A 21,395-nucleotide genomic window follows, 5' to 3' on the forward strand; every position below is an offset into this window, starting at 1 on the left:
GCCGCGTTGCCCGACCCGCGGCAAATGACATTCGCCGGCCTGGATTCGATACGGATTCAGGCCGGCGACGTGTTTTGGGGCAGTGGCTTTTCCCGATGTTTCCGAAATGGCATTCGCCGTTTCAATTGATCGCCGTCGAATCGGCGGCGATATTCCGGCAGGCGCTTGCCTGATTTTCCCGATTCCCGGTTCGGCGCGTAAGTGACCATTCACTGACGCGCGGCGGGCGCTCGCCAAAAGCGCGGGCGATTCGCAATTTTTTTCGATTTATATAACGCTATTCTCGCCCTGCGCATTATCGAATGCATGCCGTATGTCATACCGACTGCGCCGGATGATTCGGGGAAGAATTGACATCTCGCGGGCTTCAAGCCATCTGGCCGGCCGATCCCTCATGTGAATGACTACCCTGTTCAGGAGAGCATCCGTCATGGTCGCCAGAAAACGCATCCACGCCGCGCTCGTTGCCGCGGCGATCGCCGCATTTGCGCCCGCCACTCATTCAGCCAACACCACCGACTGGATCGCGAACACGTACGGCACGCTCGGCGCGCACGTCGGCAACGTCGCGCGCGCGATGTGGGTTGCGCCCGAAGGCGTGATCTACACGGCGTCGATGTGGGACGAGGATGAAGGCGGCGTCGCGATTTACCAGAACGGCAAGAGCATCGGCTCGATCGGCGCGCATTCGGAATTCCAGGGCAGCGCGATCACGGGCAACGCGACGTCGCTGTTCGTCGCGCTGCAGCCCGGCAAGACGTACGGCAGCGGCGCGGTGGGGCGCTACAACCGCGCGACAAAGGTTCGCGACCGCGTGATCCAGATCAGCGCGGCGACCAACCAGCCGCGCATCGACGTCGTCACCGGGCTCGCGACGGCCGGCTCGCTGCTCTATGCGAGCGACTTCTACGGCAATCGCGTGCGCGTGTTCACGACCGATGGCGTGTGGCAACGGGATATCGCCGTGTCGGCGCCGGGCGCACTCGCGGTGGACGGTGCGGGCAACGTGTGGGTCGCGCAGAAAAGCGCCGGCTCGATCGTCGGCTTCAACCCGGCCGGCGCGCTGCTCGATACGATCCGGATGCCGACCGGCTCGCATCCGTCGGCGCTGTATGTCGATGCGGCGGCCGGGCAACTACTGGTGGGCGACGAAGGGCCCGACCAGAACATCAAGCGCTATTCGATCTCGGGCCGGCCGGCACTGGCCGGCACGTTCGGCGTGCGCGGCGGTTATCTCGACACGACGACGGGCATCAAGGGGCAGGTCGGCCCGCAACGCTTCACGCGCATCGTCGGGATCGGCAAGGACAGCGGCGGCAATCTCTATGTGCTCAACAACCCGTGGGGCGGCAGCTGGGATCTCGGCCGCAACGGCGCGACCGACATTCATGCGTACGGCAGCAACGGCAACCTGCGCTGGACGCTGCAGTCACTGAACTTCGAGGGCATCGCCGCGCCGGACCCGGTCACGGACGGCGCGCTGTTCTATGGCGCCACGCATATCTACAGCGGCAGCGCGGGCGGCAAGTTCGTCGCGAACACCGTCGATCCGTTCACGTATCCGTCGGACCCGCGGATCAACATGAACGATACGCAGCGCGACGAACACTTCGGGCTGCTCACGTCGGTCGGCGCGAACCGGATTCTCGTCGCGGCCGGCCAGAACCCGCCGGTCTTCTACTTCTATCACTTCAACGCGGCGAACGGTTACGTCGCGATTCCGGACGGCTCGATTCCGGGCCCCGCGTTCAATACCACGCAGCGCGTGACGGGCGGCTTCAGCCTCGACAGCCAGGGCGGCGTATGGGCCGGGCTCGACAAGACGGGGGCGATCACGCATTACCCGCTGACCGGCTTCGACGCGAACGGCAAGCCGTCGTGGGGGCCGGGTGTCGCGACCCGCATTCCGGCCAGCGTCGTGCCGCTGACGCGCATCGTCTATCTCGCGGACAGCGACACGATGGTGCTCGCGCAGGGCGCGATCGGCAGCAACGACTGGACGTCGATCGGCACGCGCATCGAGGTATATCACGGCTGGCGCGCGGGCAATACGACGAAGCCGGACCCGGTGATCACGCTGCCGCACAGCGGCGCGAAATCGATCGACGCGGCGGGTAACCATCTGTTCGTCGGCTACTGGTTCAGCAGCAGCGGGCCGCTGTGGCCGAACGTCGACGCGTTCAACCTCACCACCGGCAATCTCGACACGACGCTGGTCAATGCGAGCCCCGCGACGGTCGACACCAGCAGCGCGATCGACGCGATGTACAGCATCCGCGCGTACCGCCGGTCGAACGGCGAGTACGTGGTGATGAAGAACAACGTGAAGGGGAACAGCATTACCGTGTACCGGTGGACGCCCTGACGGGCTGAAGGTGCCGAACGTGCGGCCGCGTCGGGCAGCGGCCGTACTCGCGAAGTCGTGAAAGCAATCGTGAGCATTTTCGCGGGATTGTTGCGCAATGCGCATGCAATGCACCGCGGGCACCCTGCGCGCCGCGCCGTGCCGGACCCGCTTCCCGAACCTCCCGACGTGGAAATGCGGTTCCGTGCACAATGGCGGCGGCTCCCGCAGACGTTGTGCGGGCGTGCACGATGAACGAGCGCGGCGGTCCCTGCCGCGTTTCTTATGCTTGAAGCGACCCAACGATGAAGAAGAAAACGATCCCGAATCGCCTGTTGACGATCGTCGCGCTGGCCGGCGCACTGAGCGGCCCGGTCCATGCGCAGACGGCGGAGACGGTCGCGACCGTCAACGGCACGCCGATCACGCAGGCCGACGTCGATACGCTGCTGCGCGCGTCCGGGCAGCCCGATTCGCCGCAGATCCGCCAGGCGATCAAGAACCAGCTGATCACGCGCGTGCTGGTTCAGCAGGCAGCCGAGAAGGCGAACTATGCGGACAAGCCCGAGGTCAAGGCGGCGATGCAGCAGGCGAAGGTGACGGCCGAGGTGCAACTGTACCTGCGCGACCACGTGAAGCCGGAGCCGGTGACCGACGAGCAGGTCAAGGCGCGCTACGACGAACTGGTCGCCGCGCTCGGCAAGAACGAATACAAGCCGCGCGTGATCGTCGTCAAGGACCCGGTCGCGGCGGCGACCGTGCTGAGCGAGCTGAAGGCGGGCAAGTCGTTCGACGGGCTGGCACGCCAGTACAGCCTGGCGCCGAGCCGCGATACCGGCGGCGAGCTGCCGTGGGTGAGCTTCAACACGCCGGCGGCGGAAGGCAAGACGGCCGGGTTGCCGCTGCCGGTTGCGCAGGCGCTCGAGAAGCTGACGGTCGGCGCGACGACGAAGGATTCGATTCCGGTCGATGGCGTGCGGGCGATCGTGAAGCTGGATGCGAAGCGGCCGACGCAGGTGCCGGGTTTCGAAACCGCGAAGCCGACGCTTCAGCAGCAACTGCAGGCGATCGCGGCCGAGAAGGCGAGCGCGCAGATGATCGGCAATCTGCTGAAGGACGCGAAGATCACGCAGTAAGGGCCACGCGATGGCGTCGACATGACGCGCGTCACGCGTGCCAGACCATGCTCGCGCTCGTGTCGGTTGCCGACGCGACGCGAAAGCCGAGCCGTTCGTAGAGCCGCCGCGCCGGGTTGCCGTGCAGCACGCTGAGCGACACGGGCACGCGCGCGTGCGCCGCATCGGTCAGCAATGCGTGCAGCACGGCTTCGCCGATTCCCTGGCCCTGGCGCGCGGGGAGAATCTGGATCTGATGGACGTGCCATTCGCTGGCGGCGCGTGTCACCTTCAGCAGGCCAATGGCATCGGCGCCTTCACAGACGATCATCGCGTCGTCGAAGTTCGCGCGGATGCGGCGGTCGTGCGCTTCATCGTCGGTCGGCGCGCCGACGCGCTGCAGATGCTCGGTCATCGTGAGTCGACGGAGCGTCAGCAGGAACGGGAGATCTTCCTGAGACGCAGCACGCAGATGGATCGCGGGTTTCATCAGTGATGAGAGGTTGCGTCGGGCGCGACGCTTCGGTGCGGATCACATGCCCGGCAACCGAATTTGCAGGCCGGCCGGGCGATGTTCGAGGACATCCGTGACCTCGTATTCGGTTTTTGCCCCGTCCGAAGTTTGCCACTGCTGCATACGGACATTGCACAAGAGCACGTCTCCCTTGCTGAAACTGATCTGGCTGTTGTTCACGCGCGACAGGAAGCCGGCATCGGTGATCGTCGCGTGAATCGTCGACGTGCCGTCGTACAGGCGCCACTTGTTGTCGTCCTTGAACGCGAGCGACACGATCGAGAACGCCATCTTGCGATGCTCGTCGAGCAGGAGCGAATCGGTTGGCTCCGGCGCGTGAAACCATGCGATCTCGTTGTGGGCGACCGTCTCGTATACCTCGGTATCGGTGCCGGCAGCGAAAATCTCGATGCCTTCGCGAGCGAGCGGCGCAAGCACTTGCGCGATGGCTTGGCGAACGCGGACGTCACTCAGCAGCGTGAGCACGGGCAGGTCGATTTCGAGTTCGTCACCGTCGACGTCCAGCACCGCGGTGTTGTTCTGCATCCGCACGTGCGTGATCTCGCGCCCACGCAGCCATTTGAGGACGGCGAAAAGCCCCTTCCTCGCCCTGGGTGCGGCGATGCCGAGCGCGGTCAGGATCGTCACCGCATTGGCGAGCGCCGTGCCTTCGCTGCCGCTCAGCATGTCGCGCATGCGGCCGAGCAGCGAGGTCGCGAGCGTGAAGTCGATGCCGAAGCTGCCGGTCTTGAAGCTGCCGCGCACGTTCACCTGCGGCCGGACCTGAGCGCCGCACAGTGCGCGCGTCGACGCGTCGAGCAAATCGCCGAATGCCAGCAGCGCGGGCGCGAGTTCGCGTACGTCCATCTCGGACGAATCGAGCGTGGGCCCGTCGTACGTGATGCGAAATCGGCTCATGGTGTCGAAGGGGCCGATATCGGCCGGGCCGGTACTGTTTTCATCGTGTGCGGTCATGTCGAGTGCTGGCAAGAGAGCTGGACGATACCCGAAACGAACGCTTTCGGATGCCTTTCATCGTAGGGCCGAATGACCGGCCGCAGGCGATTTTGGCCATCAGGACAAGACGACTTGCAGACATGTCCCGATAGCGCCCGGCAAGCAGCGAACTTTTCCGATACTTTCCCGGTCACAACCGCCAGCTTGCGGGGTCGCGCCGGTGCCCCGAACGGGCTGTCGCCTTCCGGTATTCCGCCGTTCCACCCGCCCGCCTATCATGCGCACATCGCTCGCACGCACGGCGCAATACACAGGGATTCTCGATGGACACCAAACGATCGCGGCCGGGGCTCGTCGCCGCGCTGCTCTGGGCGGCGCTGTATCTCGCGACCGGCTACATCTCGCACGAATTCAACGGCCCCGTCCGGCTGACGGGCTACATCTGGCTGCCAGCCGGTGTGACGGTCGGCGCATTCATGCTGCGGCCGATGCGCGAATGGCTGACGCTGGCCGGCGCATTCCTGGTCGGGCAGCTCGCGCTGTCCGGCATCGAGCACGGCAGCCTCGTCAACGCGGTGCTGTTCACGGTCGACGAGGTCGGCGCGGCCGCACTCGCGGTCTGGCTCGTGCAGCGCGTGCGCTTCTCGCTCGAAGGGCTATATTTCCTGCGCTCGGTGATTCTGGCCGGCTTGATCGCGGGCGTCGTCGGCGCGATCGGCGGCGCGGCGTGGTACACGACGCTCAAGGGTGCGCCGTTCTTCGACGTGTGGTCGGTGTGGGCCGCGTCCGATTTCGTCGGCGTGCTGCTGGTCACGCCGGTGCTCGCGTCGTGGTCGCGCTTTCGCGCGCATCGCTCGGGCGACCACGAGCGCTTCGACCTGGTGCTCGGCATCGTCGCGTTCGCGCTGCTCGCGGTCGTCGCGCTCGTGATCTTCGACGGCGATACGTCGCGGAAATTCGGCACGGGCGCCGGCTTCGCGCTCACCTATGTGCCGCTGTTCCTGACGGTCGCGGTGACGTTGCTGCTCGGCGGCCGTGCGGGCTCGTCGTCGGTGCTGGTGCTCGCGCTGATCGTGATCGAGCAGACCGCGCAGGGCGACGGCCCGTTCGCGTCGCTCCACGAGCATTACGGAAGCGCGCTGCTCGAAGCGCAGCTCTATCTGGCGGTCGCGTCGCTGCTGGTGCTGACGGTGAGCACGCTGAAGACGACGCGCGAGCGCGTCCACGAGCACGCGGCGGTGCTGCAGAACAACATGGAGCTCGCGCTCGCGAGCGCCGGCCAGATCGCGTACGTGCTCGATCCCGAGTCGGGCCGCATCGAGTGGAGCGGCGACGTCGAGCGTGTGTTCGGTGTCGGCGTCGATGCCGCGCAGATCGCGAGCGTGCCGCTCGTGCTCGAACGCGTGCAGCCGGGCGACCGCGACGCGTTGCGCGACTACTGGAATGCGGAGATCGCGGGCGAGGACCGCGCGTCGCTGTCGCTGCGCATCGTGCTGCGCGACGGCGGCACGCGGACGATCACCGACCACGGCGCGCCGCTGCTCGATTCGAACGTCGACGTGACGGTGGTGGCGGGCGTGTGGCAGATCGAACGCGTGTGGCCGGCGGACGAATGAGCGGGCACGCGTCATGACGGGCCGCACGGGCGTGCTGCTGATCCACGGGCTCGGCGGCACGCGATACGATCTCGGTTCGCTGCACAAGGCGATGCGGCGCGCGGGCGCCGACCCGCACATGATCACGCTGCCGGGGCACGGCACGCGCCCGGAGGATCTGGTCGGCGTGCGCGCGGAGGCGTGGCTCGACGCGGTGACCGAGCAGTACCGCGCGCTGGAACGCGAGTACGACACGCTGCACGTCGCGGGGATGTGCATGGGCGCGCTCGTCGCGCTGCTGCTGTGTCATCGTGTGCAGCATGCGCGCGGCCGGCTCGCGTTGCTGGCCGCGCCGGTATTCATCGATGGTTGGTCGACGCCGTGGTACCGGTCGCTGCGGCACGTGCTGTACCGCGTGCCGGGTGTGGCGGAGCGAATGCGCGTGGAAGAAGGCGATCCGTTCGGCATCAAGAACGCGACGATCCGCGCGATCGTGAAGAAGAAGTTCGAGCGGCAGGACAGTTTCCACTATGCGTGGGTGCCGCTCGCGTGCGTGCGGCAGGTGGACCGGATGCGCGACTGGGTACGCGATGCCGCGCCCGGCACGCCGTGCCCGACGCTCGTGCTGCATGCGCGCGAGGACGAGCTGACGAGCCTGCGCTCGGCCGATTTCCTGCTGGAGAAGCTGCCCGACGCGCGCGGGATCGTGCTAGAGAACAGCTATCACATGATCTGCGCGGACAACGATCGCGACGACGTCGCGCGGCACGTGCTCGAGTTCTTCGGCTTCGATCCCGTGCATGCGGTGAGTCCGGCGATGGCGCGGAGAATGGGGCGGCCGGCGCCGTGACGGCGGCTCACGCCGTCATCGGCCGCCGTGCAATCCGCTCGCGGACCTCAGGCGCCGCCAGGCACGTAGCCACGGCTTCATACCCCGGCGCGCCGGGGTAAGGCGCCACGCGCGCAGGCGGGCTGTGATTGGCCGGGCACAACAGGATGGTTTCGTCGGGACCGACCGCCGCGAGATCGAGGATCGCCGTCGAGCGCGTCAGCAGGAACAGCGACCGCATGCCGGCGGCCGCGCCTTCGCGCAGATGCGCGATCAATGCCAACTGCGTGGCCCGGTCGAGGCCCTGTTCGATCATGTCGACGACGCGCACGCGCGGGCCTTGCGCTTCGAGGCTGACGAGGAGGGCCGTCAGCGCCGGCGATGGCGTCGCGCCTTTGGCGGCGAGCAACGCCGACGTGCGATCGACGCGCGACTTCAATTCCGGATCGGCGCGCAGTGCGTCGGATGCCGCGGCACAATCGTCGTCCAGCCGATCGAGACCGACGAACACCGCGCCGGGCAGCGCTTCGGCCAGCCGAAGCGCGAGCCGCGTCTTGCCGCTCCCCAGCGAACCGATGATGTAGTTCAACGGCCGGATATCGCGACACTCGAACCATTCGCCATCCCACGGCCACGGCAGGCTGAACGCGACACCGGCGCTGCCTGGGTCGACCAGCCGCGCGAGTTCTCCGTCCGTCGGCATCCGCCCCCGTGCCAGCCCGGCACGCATCGCGCGCACGCTGTCGAGCTTGCCGACGAAATCCTGAATCCCGCGATCGAGCGCCGCTTCGTGAGCGGCCAGCGCTGCGTCGAGACCGCGCGCATCGCCGTCGAGCACGCCCGCGACCTGCGCGAGACCGAGGCCGAGCTTGCGCAGCGCCGCGATGTCGGCGGCGCGTGCGAGGTCGGCCGGGCCGTACGCGCGGTATCCGGCCGGCGTGCGTTCAGGCGTGACGAGGCCGTGCCGCTCGTACAGCCGCAGCGCCTTGATCGAGACGCCGAGCCGCGCGGCGGCGGCCGATGCGTTCAAACGGAGCGTGTCGGTACCCATCCGTCACCTCTTTGCTGTCGATTCGTTGCGGTCAGCATAAAGGCGATCCCAAGGGCCGGGTCAAGCGCGATCGCGCGGCCGTTCCCGTTCAGTCGGCCGCCGCGAACTCGTCCCGCAGCGCGCGATACAACCGTCGGTAGCGCGCGAGCCGCCCCGCCAGCAGATCGACCGACGCTGCATCGGGCGCGACCGTCTCCGTGACGGGCGGCGCGACGCAGACTTCCTCCAGCGTATCGTCCGTCGCCGCCAGCCGTGCGAGCCGCGCGGCGCCGAGTGCCGCGCCGACCGCGCCGTCCGCATGGCGCTGCATCGAGAGCCCGGTCGCATTCGCGCATAGCCTTGCCCAGAACGCGCTCTTCGAGCCGCCGCCGATGAACGACACCGCGTCGAGCGTCGTGCCGGCCGCGCGCAGCGCGTCGTAGCCGTCGGCCATCGCGAACGCGACGCCTTCCATCACCGCATACGCGAGATCGTCGGCGTCGTGTTGGTTCGACAACCCGAAGAACACGCCGCGTGCATGCGCGTCGTTGTGCGGCGTGCGCTCGCCGCCGAGATACGGCAGGAACAGCGGCGCGCGGGCCGGATCGGCGCGTTCGGCGCGCGGGGCGAGCGCGCCGGCGGTCGTGCCGTGCGCACGCGCGAGCCAGTCGAGGCTCGCCGCGGCCGACAGGATCACGCTCATCTGGTGCCAGCGCCCTTCGACGCAGTGGCAGAACGCGTGCACGGCGGCGTCCGGGTTCGGCGCGAAGCGGTCGTTGCCGGCGAACAGCACGCCCGACGTGCCGAGCGACAGGAAGCCGCTGCCGGCACCCGTGACGCCCATGCCGATCGCGGATGCCGCGTTGTCGCCGGCGCCGCCGGCGATCGTCACGGGCCCGTCGATGCCCCATTCGCGCCGCAGCGCGTCGCGCAATTGCGCGGCGGGCGCGTTGCCTTCGACGAGGCGCGGCATCTGCGCGCGCGACAGCTCGGTCGCGGCGAGCATCCGGTCGGACCAGTCGCGGCGCGCGCAGTCGAGCCACAACGTGCCCGACGCGTCGGACATGTCGGACACGAATTCGCCGGACAGGCGCCAGATCAGGTAGTCCTTCGGCAGCAGTACCTTGTGCACCGCGCGAAACACGGCGGGCTCGTATTTCGCGAGCCACAGCAGCTTCGGCGCGGTGAATCCGGGCATCGCCATGTTGCCGGTGATCGCGCGCGAATCCGGCACCAGCGCTTCCAGCTCGACGCATTCGGTGCCGGCGCGCGTGTCGTTCCACAGGATCGCGGGGCGCAGCACCTGGTCCGCGCGGTCGATCAGCGTCGCGCCGTGCATCTGGCCGGACAGCGCGATGCCGCGCAGCGCGGCGAAGCCGGCCGGGTGCGCGGCGCGCACCGACGCGATCGCGTCGAGCATCGCGTGCCACCACGCCTGCGGGCTTTGTTCGGACCAGTGCGGATGCGGCCGGCTGATCGACAGCGTGGCCGCGCCGGTCGCGAGGGGGACCGATCGGGAATCGGTGAGCAGAACCTTGACCTCGGACGTGCCGAGATCGATGCCGAGGAATGTCACGTGTGAAGCGTCCTGTCTGGGGTGCGCGGCAGCGGCGGCGCGCGTCGCGCGGGCGGTGCGTCGTCGCGGCCGTGCGGTTCGTTGAGCCGGTGCAGCGCGCGGAACTTCGACGGCGGCACCTGCTTCATCGCGAGAAACTGACGGTTGAAGTTCGACAGGTTGTTGAAGCCAACCCGGTAGCAGATCTCGGTCACCGTCAGGTCGGAAAACATCAGCAGCTCGCACGCCTCGTTGATGCGCAGCCGGTTCAGGTAGCGCACGAACGACGAGCCGGTATGGCGCCGGAAAAACCGCGTGAAGGTGCTGACGCTCATGCCGGCGAACGCGGCGACGTCGGTTTCGCGCAGCATGCCGGGCAGGTTCTGCTGGAGGTACGACAGCACCTGGTTGATGGTCGACGACATGTAGTGCTGCGCGTCGCTGCGGTAGCCGGGCCCCGCGAGCACGCGCCGCTCGCGGCACGACGACAGCCGGTCGAACAGCGACATCAGGATCTCGACGCGCCGGCAGCCGTGCGCGTTCGCGAGCTCGAGCATCAGCGGCGCGACCTCGACGCCCACGCGGTCGGGAAACTGCACGCCGCGCGCCGCGTCGTCGATCAGGTCGATCACCGGCTGCAGCTCGCTGAACGCGCCGACCATCTTCTCGATCGCATCGCGCGAGAATTGCAGCACGACGTCGCGCGACGGCACGCGTTCGCCGTCGGCCAGCTCGCTGACCCAGTTGTGCGGCAGGTTCGGCCCGGTGACGATCAGGTTGCCCGGGCCGAAATCGCCGATGTGGTCGCCGACGAACACCTTGCCGCGCGACGCCTGGATCAGGTGAATCTCGTACTCCGGATGGAAGTGCCACTTCGCGACCGAATGCGGATAGTCGTGGACCCACGCGCGAAACGATTCGTCGCGGTGAGTGGGAACGATCTCGAGATCCGGGTTCATCGTGTGCTCCGTCGGGGCGTGCCGGCGTGCTACGGACGGGACATCGACCAGCCCGTCGCGGCGGGCGGCGTGGCGCGCGTCGCGGCCGTCGGCGGCACCGCGTGCGCGATCGGGTTCGCATCCGGCAGCGTGACGTTGCGCTCGGTGCCGGCGTCGAACAGATGCAGGGCTTCTTCGTCGAAGCGAAACGCTACCACGGCGCCGGGCGCCGGGGCCATCGGGGCCGGCACGAGGGCCGCGCACGGCTGGCCGCGCCAGTCCAGCGTGACGAGGGCCTCGGCGCCGAGCAGCTCGACGAGCTCGACCGTGCCGGTCAGCGTGAGCACGGCCGGGGTCGGATCGCCTTCGGCGACGAGCCGCAGGTGGTTCGGGCGGATCGCCGCCTTCACCTGCTGACCGTCGTGCAGGCGCGCGAAGCGCGGTGACGCGAGCGGCCAGCGCGCGCCGTTGCAGTCGACCCACACGTTCGCGCCGACGCGCTCGATCGTCCCGTCCGCGAAGTTCATCGCGGGCGTGCCGACGAACCCGGCGGCGAACACCGTGTGCGGCTGGCCGTACAGCTCGGCGGGCGTGCCGATCTGCTCGATGTGGCCGCCGCGCATCAGCACGACGCGGTCGGCGAGCGTCATCGCCTCGAGCTGATCGTGCGTGACGTACAGCGTGGTGGTCTTCAGTTGCCGGTGCAGCCGCTTGATGTCGGCGCGCAACTGCGTGCGCAGCTTCGCGTCGAGGTTCGACAGCGGCTCGTCGAACAGGAACACGGCGGGCGTCTTGATCATCGCGCGCGCGATCGCCGCGCGCTGCTGCTGGCCGCCCGACATCGCGCGCGGGCGGCGGTCGAGCAGCGTGTCGAGGCTCAGGATGCGCGCGACGTCGCGCACGCGGCGCTCGATCTCGTCGGCCGGCACCTTCAGCCGCCGCAGGCCGAACGCGATGTTGTCGTACACCGTCATGTGCGGGTACAGCGCGTAGTTCTGGAACACCATCGCGACATTGCGCTCGCGCGACGGCAGGTCGTTGACGACCGCGTCGCCGATCACGAGCTCGCCGCCGGTGATCGCCTCGAGGCCCGCGATCATCCGCAGCATCGTCGACTTGCCGCAGCCGGACGGGCCGAGCAGCACGATGAATTCGCCGTCGGCGATCTCGAGGTCGAGCGGATGCAGCACGGCGGGGCCGCCGTCGTAGTGCTTCGACAAAGCCTTGCAGGTGATCTGGGCCATAACTCAATCCATTTCGATCTGAATCTTGACGTCGCGCGGGTGCCCGCTCGCCGCTTCCTCGAACGCGCGCACGCCTTCGGAAAACGGAAACGTGCGCGAGATGAACGGCTTCACGTCGATCGCGCCGGACGCGATCAGCGCGAGCGCGCGCGGGAAGATGTTCGCGTAGCGGAACACCGATTCGATGCGGCCTTCCTTCGCCTGCAGCGCGACGACGTCGAGCGGCACCGGCGCGACCGGCATCCCGATCAGCACCGTGCAGCCGCCCGGGCACATCAGGTCGACGAGGCCCGCATACGCGTTCGCGCTGCCGCTCGCCTCGAACACGACGTCCGCGCCCCAGCCGCCGGACGCCTCGGCCACCGCGTCGGCGAGCGGCCGCGTACGCACGTCGACGGTCGTGACGGCCGGGTTGCCGGCGAACAGCGCGAGCTTGTCCGGCACGACGTCGGCGAGGATCACGCGTGCGGCGCCGCCGGCGAGCGCGGCGAGCGCCGTCATCGCGCCGATCGTGCCGGCGCCGATCACGACGGCAAGGTCGCCCGGCTTCATCGCCGCCTTCTTCGCGGCCTGCAGGCCGATCGACAGCGGCTCGACGATCGCGCCTTCGGCGAACGACACGTTGTCGGGCAGCCGGTACGTGAACGCGGCCGGATGCACGACGAACGGCGTCAGGCAGCCGTGGATCGGCGGCGTCGCCCAGAAGCGCACGTCGGGATCGAGGTTGTAGAGGCCGCGCAGCGTCGCGGGCGAATCGAGGCGCGGCACGCCGGGCTCCATGCATACGCGGTCGCCGACGCGCAGGTGCGTGACGTCGGCGCCCGTCTCGACGACGGTGCCGGACGCTTCATGGCCGAGCACCATCGGCGCGTCGACGCGGAACGGGCCGATCCCGCCGTGCACGTAGTAATGCACGTCGCTGCCGCAGACGCCGACCGTATGCACCTTGATCCGGACGTCGCCGGGGCCGACCGCTTGCGGCAGGTCGATGTCGCGCAGCGCGAGCTCGCGCGTGCGTTCGAGTACGAGCGCTTTCAACGTGTTCTCCTTATTTTCCCTTGACCATCGAATTGAGCAGCCGGCTCAGCATGCCGACGAAAACGAGCGGCGGCAGCGCGAGCAGCACCGTCGACGCGTTGATCACGCCCCACGGCACTTCCTGGCCGAGCGACGTGAACGCGGACGCGACCACCGGCAGCGTCGCGCTGCGCGACGACGTGAGGGCGAGCGCGATCATCAGTTCGTTCCACACCAGCACGAAGCTGAACACGATGCCGCCGAGCAGCGTGCTCGCGCACACCGGCAGCGCGATATGCCAGAACACCGCGTACGGGCCGTAGCCGTCGAGCGCGGCGGCTTCCTCGATCTCGCGCGGCAGCCGGCGGAACACGGGGATCGACAGCCACGTGATGGTCGACAGCGTGACGAGCAGGTACGTGACGATCATCGACAGCTTCGTGTCGTACAGCCCGAGATCGACCCAGATCGCGATCAGCGGCAGCGCGACCGCGACGGGTGGCAGGAAGCGCAGCGACAGCAGGAAGAACTGGATGTCGCGCTTGCCGCGTATCGGGTAGCGCGCGATCGCATACGCGGCCGGCACGCCGAGCACGGCGCCGATCAGCACGGCCGCGCCGACGATCGCGATGCTGTTGCCGAGCCCGATCAGCACCTCGGGGCTCGACAGCACCTGTTCGTAGTTCGCGAGCGTCGGCGTGAAGAAGAAGCGCGGCGTCGGCGTGACGATGTCGAGCAGGTGCTTGAGCGAGTTGAGCACGGCCCAGAACAGCGGGAACGCGGCGACGAGCAGGATCGCACCGGCGATCGCGACAGTCGAAACGTTGGCGGCACCGCGGCGGGCCATCAGTCGTCCCATTTGTTGACCCTCTTCCAGATGAGCGTGAAGACGAGCGTGGTCGCGACCATCATCAGCACGGCCATGCCGGACGCATACGACACCTTGCCGGCGAGGCCGATGCCCTGCTGGTACGCGTAGAGATCGAGCGTCTCGGTCGCGATGCCGGGGCCGCCCTTGGTCATCACGTAGATCAGGTCGAACGAGCGTAGCGACTCGACCATCTTGATGAACACGAGGCTCACGAGCGGCGCCTTCAGCATCGGCAGCGCGATGTACGCATGTACCTGCCAGGTCGTCGCGTAGTCGAGCCGCGCGGCTTCGAGCGGCTCTGGCGGCAGCGTCTCCAGCAGCTTCAGGATCACGACCGCGAAGAACAGCCCCCACTGCCACACGTCGACGAGCGCGACCGCGTACAGCGCGAGATGCGGATCGGCGAGAAACGCGGTGTGCTCGACGCCGAGCGCGCCGAGCAGCCAGCTCAGGATGCCGGTGAGTGGCGCGTACATGAACTTCCAGATGAACGCGGCCGACACGCGCGGCAGCAGCACCGGCATGATCAGCACCAGCGACGCGAAGCGGCGCCAGCGGCCGTGCACGCGCTCGAACAGGAACACCGCGAGCGCGATCCCGACCAGCACCGCGCCCGCGACCGTGACGACTTCCCACAGCACCGATACCTCGATCGCGTTCAGGAAGCGCCGGTCCGACGCGAGCCGGACGAAGTTGCGCAGGCCGACGTATTCGCTGTCCGGGTAGCGCAGCACGCGGTTGCGCAGCGCGAGGTTGACCGCGGCGATCGTCGGGACGAGGCTCAGGACCGCGAGCAGCGCGAGCGTCGGCGCGAGGAACACCCACGGCAGGCTCGTGCGATCGCGGCGCGCGCGGCCGCGCCGGGCCGACGGTGCGGAAGGGGCCGGGCGGACGCCGAGCGCGCGTCCGCCGGCGCCGTCATTTGCGAGTGCCATGTTCGAGCGCGTCCTTCGCGTACTGGTCCGCTTCGTCGAGCGTGCCGCGGATGTCCGTCTGCGTGCCGGTGAACACCTGTTCGAGCGCGATGCCGAGGTTGTCGCCGATATCCGGCCACTGCGGCGTGCGCCAGATCGTCACCTGCGTGACGGGGTTCGTGTCGTTCAGGCCGGCCTGGATCTGCGGCGCGACGTGCTGCTTGAAGTACGGGCTGGCGATCGTGCTCGAGCGGTTGTAGTCGCTGAACACGCCGTTGCGCAGCCGCGCCTGCTCCTGGTCCTTGCTGGTCGCCCACGCGATGAAGCGGCCGGCGGCCATCCGCGTGCAGTCGTCCTTCGCGCCGACCGCCGAGATCGCGAAGCCGTGGCCGTACGCGGCCGACGGCAGCGGCGCGGGCGGGCGCGTGTAGCCGACCTTGCCGGCCACGCTCGACTTGCTCGCGTCTTCCATCCAGTCCGCGAACGGCGTCGATTCGATCATGAACGCGACCTTGCCCGAGCGGAACGCTTCGAGCGCGTTGCTCCAGTCGTAGGTCGCCGAGCCTGGCGGCGCGTACTTGAACAGGTCGCTGTAGAGCTGCGTGGCCTTCACCGCGGCCGGCGAGTCGAACGCGGGCTGGCCGCCCTTGTCGGTCCATGTGCCGCCCATGCCGAGCATGAACGGCGACCAGCGCCACACGTTCATCCCCGAGCCGCGCTGGCCGCGTGCGACCCAGCCGTACAGCTTCGGCGGCGCGTTGAGCTGCTTGATCGCGGCGACGAGCTGGTCGAGCGTCTTCGGCACCGGGATGTGCGCGGCGTCGAGCAGGTCGCGGCGGTAGAACAGGAAGTCTCCGCCGCCGATGAGCGGCGCGAAGTACGCGACGCCGTTGTAGCTCGCGACCGCGCGGCGGCCGGGCAGGAAGTCGTCGTAGTCGTATTCCTTCGGGTAGTACTTGAGGAGCGGCACGATCCAGTTGGCCGACGCGAATTCGGCGACGTTCGCCTCGTCGACGTAGTAGATCTGGTAGGAACCGGCGCCGGTCGACGCGTCGAGCCGCGATTTCGCGCGGCGGTCGTTCTCGCCGAAATAGCTGATCTCGACCTTCGTGCCGTTCTTCTTCTCGTAGTCGGCCAGCGATTTCTCCATCACCGACAGGCCGAGGCTCTTCTGCGCGAGCACGCGGAGGGTCGGCACCTTGCAGGTTTGCGCGGCCGCGACGCCCGGCAGACAGGCGCCGAGCAGCACGCCGGCTGCGACGATTCGCATCTTGTTCACCCGTGTCTCCTTGATTCTGCTTGTTCGAATGCCGCCGATGACGGCAGGGACAATGGTGTGACGCGGGCGATGCGATCACCACATCAAAAGAGTTCGTGAGCCGATACTTTTTGCTCACGGCGGGTCGTGCGGTGCACAAAATGTGGTGGTCGGGGTGCGAGGCGGGCGGCGACGGGTGCTTTCTCGCCGCGCCGTGTATCTGGGGGAGATGCACGGGCTCGGCCCGCCGCTCGACCAGGTCGGGCGCGAACCGCGTGCGTGAGGGCGTAGCGGCGTAACGGCGTCGGGTTACGCCGGGAACCGCTCGCTTTCGGGCGCCGGCACGAGATCGTCCGGCCACCGCACCTCGAACCGCGTGCCGCCGGCGCCGGTCGGCACGCACAGCGCTTCGCCGCGATGGGCATGCGCGATCGCCGCGACGACGGCGAGCCCGAGGCCCGTGCCGCCGGGTTGCGACTCGTCGACGCGCCGGAACGCCTGGAACACGTGCGGCGCGAACTCGGCCGGGATACCGGGGCCGTCGTCCTCGACGCGCAGCCGGCACATGCCGTCTTCGATGCGGGTCTGGATCCGGATCGCGCCGGGCACCGCGTGGCGGCGTGCGTTTTCCAGCAACGCGAGCAACGCCTGGCGGATGCGCACCGGGTCGCAGCACATGCGCCGCGGGTCGAGATCGAGCACCGGATGCTGGCCGGCGGCCTGCAGCGCGTGCGCGAACACGTCGACCACGGCGCGCACCTCGGCGGCCAGGTCGGTGTCGCGGATCTCGATGCTCAGATGGCCGCTGTCGGCGAGGCTGACCACGCGCAGATCCTCGATCAGCCGCGTCAGCCCTTCGACCTGCACGAGCAGGCTGCGGTACAGCGCATCGCTCGGCGTGAACACGCCTTCGGCGAGCCCCTGCAAGCGCCCGCGCAGCACGGTTACGGGCGTGCGCAGCTCGTGCGCGATCGCCGCATTCCAGAAGGTTTGCTCGTCGGTCACGCGCTGCAGCTCGCTCGCGAGCGCGTTGAAGTTGTCGGCGAGCAGCGCAGCTTCCTTCAACGAACGATCGCCGGCGACCGCGCGCGCCCCGAGATCGCCCCGCGCGACGCGGCGGATGCTGTCCGTCACCGAATTCAGCGGCACGAGGATGCGGCGCGACAGGTTGATCGCAACGACGACCGCGATCAGCAGGCCGACCAGTGTGGTCGAGATGATCCATACCCACTCTGGCCCGCTCGGGAGCCAGCTCTCCGGCTTGAACGACTGCGGCGAGTACTGGTACAGCAGGTAGTAGAACGCATAGGCCGTCACGACGATCAGCACCGTGATGCCGAAGGCGATCGCGCCCATCGTCAGCGCGATCTGGCGGCTCAGGCCGTCGAGTCTCACTCGCCGCTCCACAGTTTGTAGCCGACGCCGCGCACGCTGGCCGGCACGCCCGCGACGCCGAGATCGTCGAGTTTCTTGCGCAGCTTGCTGACGTGGCTGTCGACCGTGCGTTCCAGCGCGTCGCCTTCGGGCAGGCAGGTCGCCATCAGTTCGGCGCGGCTGAACACGCGGCGCGGCGCGCGTGCGAGCTGCGCGAGCAGCTTGAATTCGGTGAGGGTCAGCACGAGCGTGTGGCGCGCGCCGTCGACTTCGACCGTCGCTTCGTGGTGCTCGAGATCGATCTCGAACGGCGCGGCGCGCAGCACGCGCTGCTCTTCCTGGCGCGAGCCGGCCATCGACCGGCGCAGCACGGCCTGCGCCCGCGCGACGACTTCGGCCGGGTTGAACGGCTTGACCACGTAGTCGTCGGCGCCGATGCGCAGCCCGGTCAGCTTGTCGATGTCCTGATCGAGCGCGGTCAGCATGATGACCGGCGTGTCGCCGCGATGGCGAATCTCGGCGAGCACTTTCCAGCCGTCGACGTGCGGCATCTGCACGTCGAGCAGCACGAGGTCGGGCTTCAGCGACAGGTGGAGTTCGAGCGCGCGGCGGCCGTCGGCGGCGTGCACGGTGCGCAGGCCGTTGCGCGCGAAATAGGCGGTCAGGATCTCGGCGATCTCGGGTTCGTCCTCGGCGATGAGGACGAGCGCTTGCGCGCCTTGGCCGGCGCCGTGAGATGAAGAAAATTCGGGCATGGCCACTCGTTCGGATTCAGCGGGGTTCCATCGAATCGCCATACTACCGTACGGCTCTGGCGGTCGAATGGAGACGGGCGGCCACGCCCCGGCGAGACGCCGCGCCAGGGCGGCGCGTACCGTCAGTGCCCGACTTCCTTCAGCAGCGCGGCGGCCGCGAGCTTGCCGATGCCGTTCGACGCGAGCGGGCTGTCGCCCGTGATCAGTTTGCGGTCCTGATGGCAGCGGCCGGTCATGTCCTTGTTCAGCACGCGCGCGCCGAGCTTTTCGAGGCTCTGCGCGACGAGCCACGGCAGCGGGCCCGGCATGTAGCCGATGTCGAGATTCGGCCCCGTGTCGAGCGCATCCGGAAACACGCAGAGCTCGTAGTCCTTGAACGGGTAGTCCTCAGGATCTTCGTCGACGGCGGCCGACAGCAGGCATGCGGGCCCGTGACACAGCGTGATGATGTGCCGGTCCTGGTCGAGCGCCCAGCGCAGCGTGCGCTTGACGTCCTTGCTGTGCGGAATGCCGGCAAGCACGCCGTGGCCGCCGGGAATGAACACCGCGATATACGGCGAATCGGCGCCGGGATGCTGGTCGAGCACGTCGGACAGCTTGAGCGGCGTCTTCAGCTTCGGCAGGTACTTGCGGTAGGTGCTCTGCACGGCCTCGTCATCGCTCGGCATCGCCCAGAGTTCGAGCTTGGCCGGATTGCCCGACAGCGTCGCGATGTCGATCTCGAAGCCGGCCTTGTCCATGTGGTGCATCGGCAGCAGCATCTCGACCGGATGGTTGCCGGTCGAGAACATCTTGCCGTTCGTCATCAGGATGTAGCGCTCGTCGGTCGCGATCATCAGGACCTTCCACTTGCCGCCGGTGTACGGATTCGGGTAATCGGCGCCGTCGAAGTCGGTCTTCGACGACGTGTACTGCGACAGCGAATACGGCGACGGGAAATACGCGTTGTTCTCCGCCGGGTCGGCGGCGGGCGTGCGGTCCGTCTGCGTCGTGTCGGAAGTCATGGCTGCTCCTTGCTCGGGGGATGGGTTCGGATGGGGCGGGCGTGGCCGGTGGGCGCCTGCGTGAGTCGTCGCGGCGATTCCGCGGCGGCGACCTGGCGTTCCGGTCATGTCCCGGTCGTGCGGACGGGTATCTCGCAGGGACGATACGTGCTGAGATGAATCCTACAACGCCGTTCCGCGGCGAACGCCTCCCCGAACGGGTGGGTATCCCGTATCCATCGCCGTGATACGCGTCCGGACGGCTCGTCGCCGGTTTCGACGGGGGCTCGCTCCCCCCGGACAGGGGGGACGCGAAAGCCGGCCGGTCCGGTATCGTGGCCGCACGCTCGACGACCCGACCGGTCGCCCATGGAGACCTTCATGCATTCGTCATACCCGTACCCGCAAGACGAACCGGCGCCGTCCGGCCATGCGTATCCGCTGCTGATCAAGCAGTTGCTTCATGCGCCGCTGGCGACGCGGCCCGAGCAGGAAATCGTGTACGGCGACCGGGTTCGGCATGATTACTGGGCGTTCCGGCATCGCATCGGGCAACTCGCGAGCGGACTGTCGTCGATCGGTGTCGGCGCGGGCGACGTCGTCGCCGTGCTGGACTGGGACAGCCATCGCTACCTGGAGTGCTACCACGCGATCCCGATGATGGGCGCGGTGCTGATGACCGCCAATGTCCGGCTGTCGCCGGACCAGTTGCTGTATACGCTCAACCATTCGGGCGCATGCATCGTGCTGGTTCACCGCGACTTCCTGCCGTTGTGGGCGGGCATGCGCGACCGGCTCGACACCGTGCGGCACGTCGTGCTGATCGCCGACGGCGACGAAACCGGGTTGCCGGACGGTTTCACCGACGAATACGAGGCGCTCGTCGCGGCCGGTTCGCCCGATTTCGCGTTCCCCGATTTCGACGAGCAGACCCGCGCGACGACGTTCTACACGACCGGCACCACCGGCCTGCCGAAGGCGGTGGCGTTCACCCATCGGCAGCTCGTGCTGCACACGCTCGCGGGCATGGCGGCGTTGTCGAGCGCGCGCGATCGCGGCCGCGTGCATCGCGACGACGTCTACATGCCGATCACGCCGATGTTCCATGTGCACGCCTGGGGAATGCCGTACATCGCGACCGCGCTCGGGCTCAAGCAGGTCTATCCGGGCCGTTATTCGCCGGACGGATTGGTCGCGCTGATCGCGCGCGAAGCGGTGACGTTCTCGCATTGCGTGCCGACGCTGCTCGCGATGATTCTCGACAGCCCGGCGTCGGCGGCGGCCGACCTGTCGGCGTGGAAGGTGATCGTCGGCGGCTCGCCGCTGTCCGACGGGCTGGCGCGGGCGGCGCTCGCGCGCGGGATCGAGGTCTACACCGGGTACGGGATGTCGGAAACCTGCCCGCTGATGACCATCGCGCAGATCGACCCGCCGCGCGCGGCCGGCGGCGCATCGGCCGACGACGACATCGCGCGCCGGACCAAGGCGGGGCTGCCGTTGCCGCTCGTCGACCTGCGCATCGTCGATGCGCAGTTTCGCGACGTGCCGCACGACGGCCGCTCGGCGGGCGAGGTCGTCGTGCGGACGCCGTGGGCGACGCAAGGCTATCTGGGCGATGCGCCGGCGTCGGCCGCGCTGTGGGCCGGTGGCTATCTGCATACGAACGACATCGGCGTGATCGATCCCGACGGCCGGCTGCAGATCACCGACCGCATCAAGGACGTGATCAAGACGGGCGGGGAATGGGTCTCGTCGCTCGAACTGGAGAGCATCCTGTCGCGTCATCCGGCCGTGCGCGAATCGGCGGTGATCGGCGTGAAGGATGCGCGCTGGGGCGAGCGTCCGCTCGCGCTGGTCGTGCTGACCGACGAGCAGGTCGGTCGCGTCGAGCCGGAGGAATTGAAAGCGCATGTGAAGCAAGTGGCCGACCGCGGGCTGATCTCGCGCTATGCGGTGCCGGAGCGGCTGCTGATCGTCGACGCGATCGAGAAGACGAGCGTCGGGAAGATCAACAAGCGCGCGTTGCGCGAGCGCTACCAGCCCGACTGACGAGTGCCCGGCAGCCCAGACGCCGGCGGCCAGGGCCACGCGGCTCCCCGCCC

At 68.4% G+C, this 21,395-nt stretch carries 18 protein-coding genes; 5 read left to right on the forward strand and 13 right to left on the reverse strand.

Features of this window, described 5'->3' with window-relative positions:
- Positions 1–430 precede the first annotated feature (430 nt).
- Both SY91_RS26850 and SY91_RS26855 read left to right on the forward strand, forming a co-directional pair.
- Entirely contained in the window at positions 431–2,365 is a 1,935-nt protein-coding gene (locus tag SY91_RS26850) for an SMP-30/gluconolactonase/LRE family protein (protein ID WP_023474901.1), read from the forward strand.
- Positions 2,366–2,649: 284 nt separating this feature from the next.
- A complete protein-coding gene (locus SY91_RS26855) occupies positions 2,650–3,480 on the forward strand; it encodes a peptidyl-prolyl cis-trans isomerase (RefSeq protein WP_011548674.1) in 831 nt (276 codons plus the stop codon).
- Positions 3,481–3,511: 31 nt separating this feature from the next.
- Here the strand turns inward: SY91_RS26855 and SY91_RS26860 are convergent, their stop codons facing one another.
- Together SY91_RS26860 and SY91_RS26865 are read right to left on the reverse strand one after the other, a co-directional pair.
- Positions 3,512–3,949 carry a GNAT family N-acetyltransferase gene (locus SY91_RS26860; RefSeq protein WP_023474900.1) on the reverse strand — a complete coding sequence of 146 codons (438 nt, stop codon included), beginning with the start codon at positions 3,947–3,949 and terminating at the stop codon, positions 3,512–3,514.
- 42 nt (positions 3,950–3,991) lie between these two features.
- Positions 3,992–4,948 (reverse strand): hypothetical protein, encoded by a 957-nt coding sequence (locus tag SY91_RS26865; RefSeq protein ID WP_023474899.1) that lies wholly within the window; start codon positions 4,946–4,948, stop codon positions 3,992–3,994.
- 305 nt (positions 4,949–5,253) lie between these two features.
- Here SY91_RS26865 and SY91_RS26870 point away from each other — a divergent pair, with 305 nt between their 5' ends.
- On the forward strand, positions 5,254–6,546 hold the full coding sequence (locus SY91_RS26870) for an MASE1 domain-containing protein (protein ID WP_023474898.1): 1,293 nt from the start codon (positions 5,254–5,256) through the stop codon (positions 6,544–6,546).
- A 13-nt stretch (positions 6,547–6,559) separates the two neighbouring features.
- Positions 6,560–7,375 (forward strand): alpha/beta hydrolase, encoded by an 816-nt coding sequence (locus SY91_RS26875; protein WP_023474897.1) that lies wholly within the window; start codon positions 6,560–6,562, stop codon positions 7,373–7,375.
- Between the two features lie 7 nt (positions 7,376–7,382).
- Here SY91_RS26875 and SY91_RS26880 read toward each other — a convergent pair whose 3' ends face one another.
- The 11 genes from SY91_RS26880 to hchA all read right to left on the reverse strand — a co-directional run bounded on the left by SY91_RS26880 (position 7,383) and on the right by hchA (position 19,314).
- Positions 7,383–8,405, reverse strand: a complete 1,023-nt coding sequence (locus tag SY91_RS26880; RefSeq protein ID WP_023474896.1) for a MerR family transcriptional regulator — start codon at positions 8,403–8,405, stop codon at positions 7,383–7,385.
- Between the two features lie 88 nt (positions 8,406–8,493).
- Complete coding sequence (xylB, locus tag SY91_RS26885) at positions 8,494–9,960, reverse strand: xylulokinase (RefSeq protein WP_023474895.1); 1,467 nt, start codon at positions 9,958–9,960, stop codon at positions 8,494–8,496.
- The gene (locus tag SY91_RS26890; protein ID WP_023474894.1) at positions 9,957–10,898 is read right to left on the reverse strand and encodes an AraC family transcriptional regulator; all 942 of its coding nucleotides are present in this window, start codon (positions 10,896–10,898) and stop codon (positions 9,957–9,959) included. Before SY91_RS26890 ends, xylB begins: the two co-directional genes overlap by 4 nt.
- A 29-nt stretch (positions 10,899–10,927) precedes the next feature.
- Positions 10,928–12,121 (reverse strand): ABC transporter ATP-binding protein, encoded by a 1,194-nt coding sequence (locus SY91_RS26895; protein WP_023474893.1) that lies wholly within the window; start codon positions 12,119–12,121, stop codon positions 10,928–10,930.
- A gap of 3 nt (positions 12,122–12,124) precedes the next feature.
- Positions 12,125–13,159, reverse strand: a complete 1,035-nt coding sequence (locus tag SY91_RS26900; RefSeq protein ID WP_023474892.1) for an NAD(P)-dependent alcohol dehydrogenase — start codon at positions 13,157–13,159, stop codon at positions 12,125–12,127.
- Positions 13,160–13,169: 10 nt separating this feature from the next.
- Positions 13,170–13,997 carry a carbohydrate ABC transporter permease gene (locus SY91_RS26905; protein ID WP_023474891.1) on the reverse strand — a complete coding sequence of 276 codons (828 nt, stop codon included), beginning with the start codon at positions 13,995–13,997 and terminating at the stop codon, positions 13,170–13,172.
- Positions 13,985–14,944, reverse strand: coding sequence for a carbohydrate ABC transporter permease (locus SY91_RS26910; RefSeq protein WP_023474890.1), 960 nt, complete (start codon positions 14,942–14,944; stop codon positions 13,985–13,987). The genes SY91_RS26905 and SY91_RS26910 overlap by 13 nt, the downstream gene beginning before the upstream one ends.
- Positions 14,928–16,193, reverse strand: coding sequence for an ABC transporter substrate-binding protein (locus tag SY91_RS26915; protein WP_237666506.1), 1,266 nt, complete (start codon positions 16,191–16,193; stop codon positions 14,928–14,930). Before SY91_RS26915 ends, SY91_RS26910 begins: the two co-directional genes overlap by 17 nt.
- A 297-nt stretch (positions 16,194–16,490) precedes the next feature.
- Positions 16,491–17,576 (reverse strand): ATP-binding protein, encoded by a 1,086-nt coding sequence (locus SY91_RS26920; protein WP_023474888.1) that lies wholly within the window; start codon positions 17,574–17,576, stop codon positions 16,491–16,493.
- Entirely contained in the window at positions 17,573–18,310 is a 738-nt protein-coding gene (locus SY91_RS26925) for a response regulator (protein WP_023474887.1), read from the reverse strand. The genes SY91_RS26920 and SY91_RS26925 overlap by 4 nt, the downstream gene beginning before the upstream one ends.
- Positions 18,311–18,432: 122 nt before the next feature.
- Entirely contained in the window at positions 18,433–19,314 is an 882-nt protein-coding gene (gene hchA / locus SY91_RS26930; RefSeq protein ID WP_011548634.1) for a glyoxalase III HchA, read from the reverse strand.
- 360 nt (positions 19,315–19,674) lie between these two features.
- Here hchA and SY91_RS26935 point away from each other — a divergent pair, with 360 nt between their 5' ends.
- Positions 19,675–21,342: a fatty acid--CoA ligase gene (locus tag SY91_RS26935; RefSeq protein WP_023474886.1), complete on the forward strand. Its 1,668-nt coding sequence runs from the start codon at positions 19,675–19,677 to the stop codon at positions 21,340–21,342.
- The last annotated feature ends 53 nt before the right edge of the window (positions 21,343–21,395 follow it).

Source organism: Burkholderia cenocepacia (assembly GCF_014211915.1).
Classification (GTDB): Bacteria; Pseudomonadota; Gammaproteobacteria; order Burkholderiales; family Burkholderiaceae; genus Burkholderia; species Burkholderia orbicola.

Bases quoted from the DNA above. Each gene is read 5' to 3' on its own strand.
- SY91_RS26850 (WP_023474901.1), top strand. From the start codon at position 431: ATGGTCGCCAGAAAACGCATCCACGCCGCGCTCGTTGCCGCGGCGATC.
- SY91_RS26855 (WP_011548674.1), top strand. From the start codon at position 2,650: ATGAAGAAGAAAACGATCCCGAATCGCCTGTTGACGATCGTCGCGCTG.
- SY91_RS26860 (WP_023474900.1), bottom strand. From the start codon at position 3,949: ATGAAACCCGCGATCCATCTGCGTGCTGCGTCTCAGGAAGATCTCCCG.
- SY91_RS26865 (WP_023474899.1), bottom strand. From the start codon at position 4,948: ATGACCGCACACGATGAAAACAGTACCGGCCCGGCCGATATCGGCCCC.
- SY91_RS26870 (WP_023474898.1), top strand. From the start codon at position 5,254: ATGGACACCAAACGATCGCGGCCGGGGCTCGTCGCCGCGCTGCTCTGG.
- SY91_RS26875 (WP_023474897.1), top strand. From the start codon at position 6,560: ATGACGGGCCGCACGGGCGTGCTGCTGATCCACGGGCTCGGCGGCACG.
- SY91_RS26880 (WP_023474896.1), bottom strand. From the start codon at position 8,405: ATGGGTACCGACACGCTCCGTTTGAACGCATCGGCCGCCGCCGCGCGG.
- SY91_RS26890 (WP_023474894.1), bottom strand. From the start codon at position 10,898: ATGAACCCGGATCTCGAGATCGTTCCCACTCACCGCGACGAATCGTTT.
- SY91_RS26895 (WP_023474893.1), bottom strand. From the start codon at position 12,121: ATGGCCCAGATCACCTGCAAGGCTTTGTCGAAGCACTACGACGGCGGC.
- SY91_RS26905 (WP_023474891.1), bottom strand. From the start codon at position 13,997: ATGGGACGACTGATGGCCCGCCGCGGTGCCGCCAACGTTTCGACTGTC.
- SY91_RS26910 (WP_023474890.1), bottom strand. From the start codon at position 14,944: ATGGCACTCGCAAATGACGGCGCCGGCGGACGCGCGCTCGGCGTCCGC.
- SY91_RS26915 (WP_237666506.1), bottom strand. From the start codon at position 16,193: ATGCGAATCGTCGCAGCCGGCGTGCTGCTCGGCGCCTGTCTGCCGGGC.
- SY91_RS26925 (WP_023474887.1), bottom strand. From the start codon at position 18,310: ATGCCCGAATTTTCTTCATCTCACGGCGCCGGCCAAGGCGCGCAAGCG.
- hchA (WP_011548634.1), bottom strand. From the start codon at position 19,314: ATGACTTCCGACACGACGCAGACGGACCGCACGCCCGCCGCCGACCCG.
- SY91_RS26935 (WP_023474886.1), top strand. From the start codon at position 19,675: ATGCATTCGTCATACCCGTACCCGCAAGACGAACCGGCGCCGTCCGGC.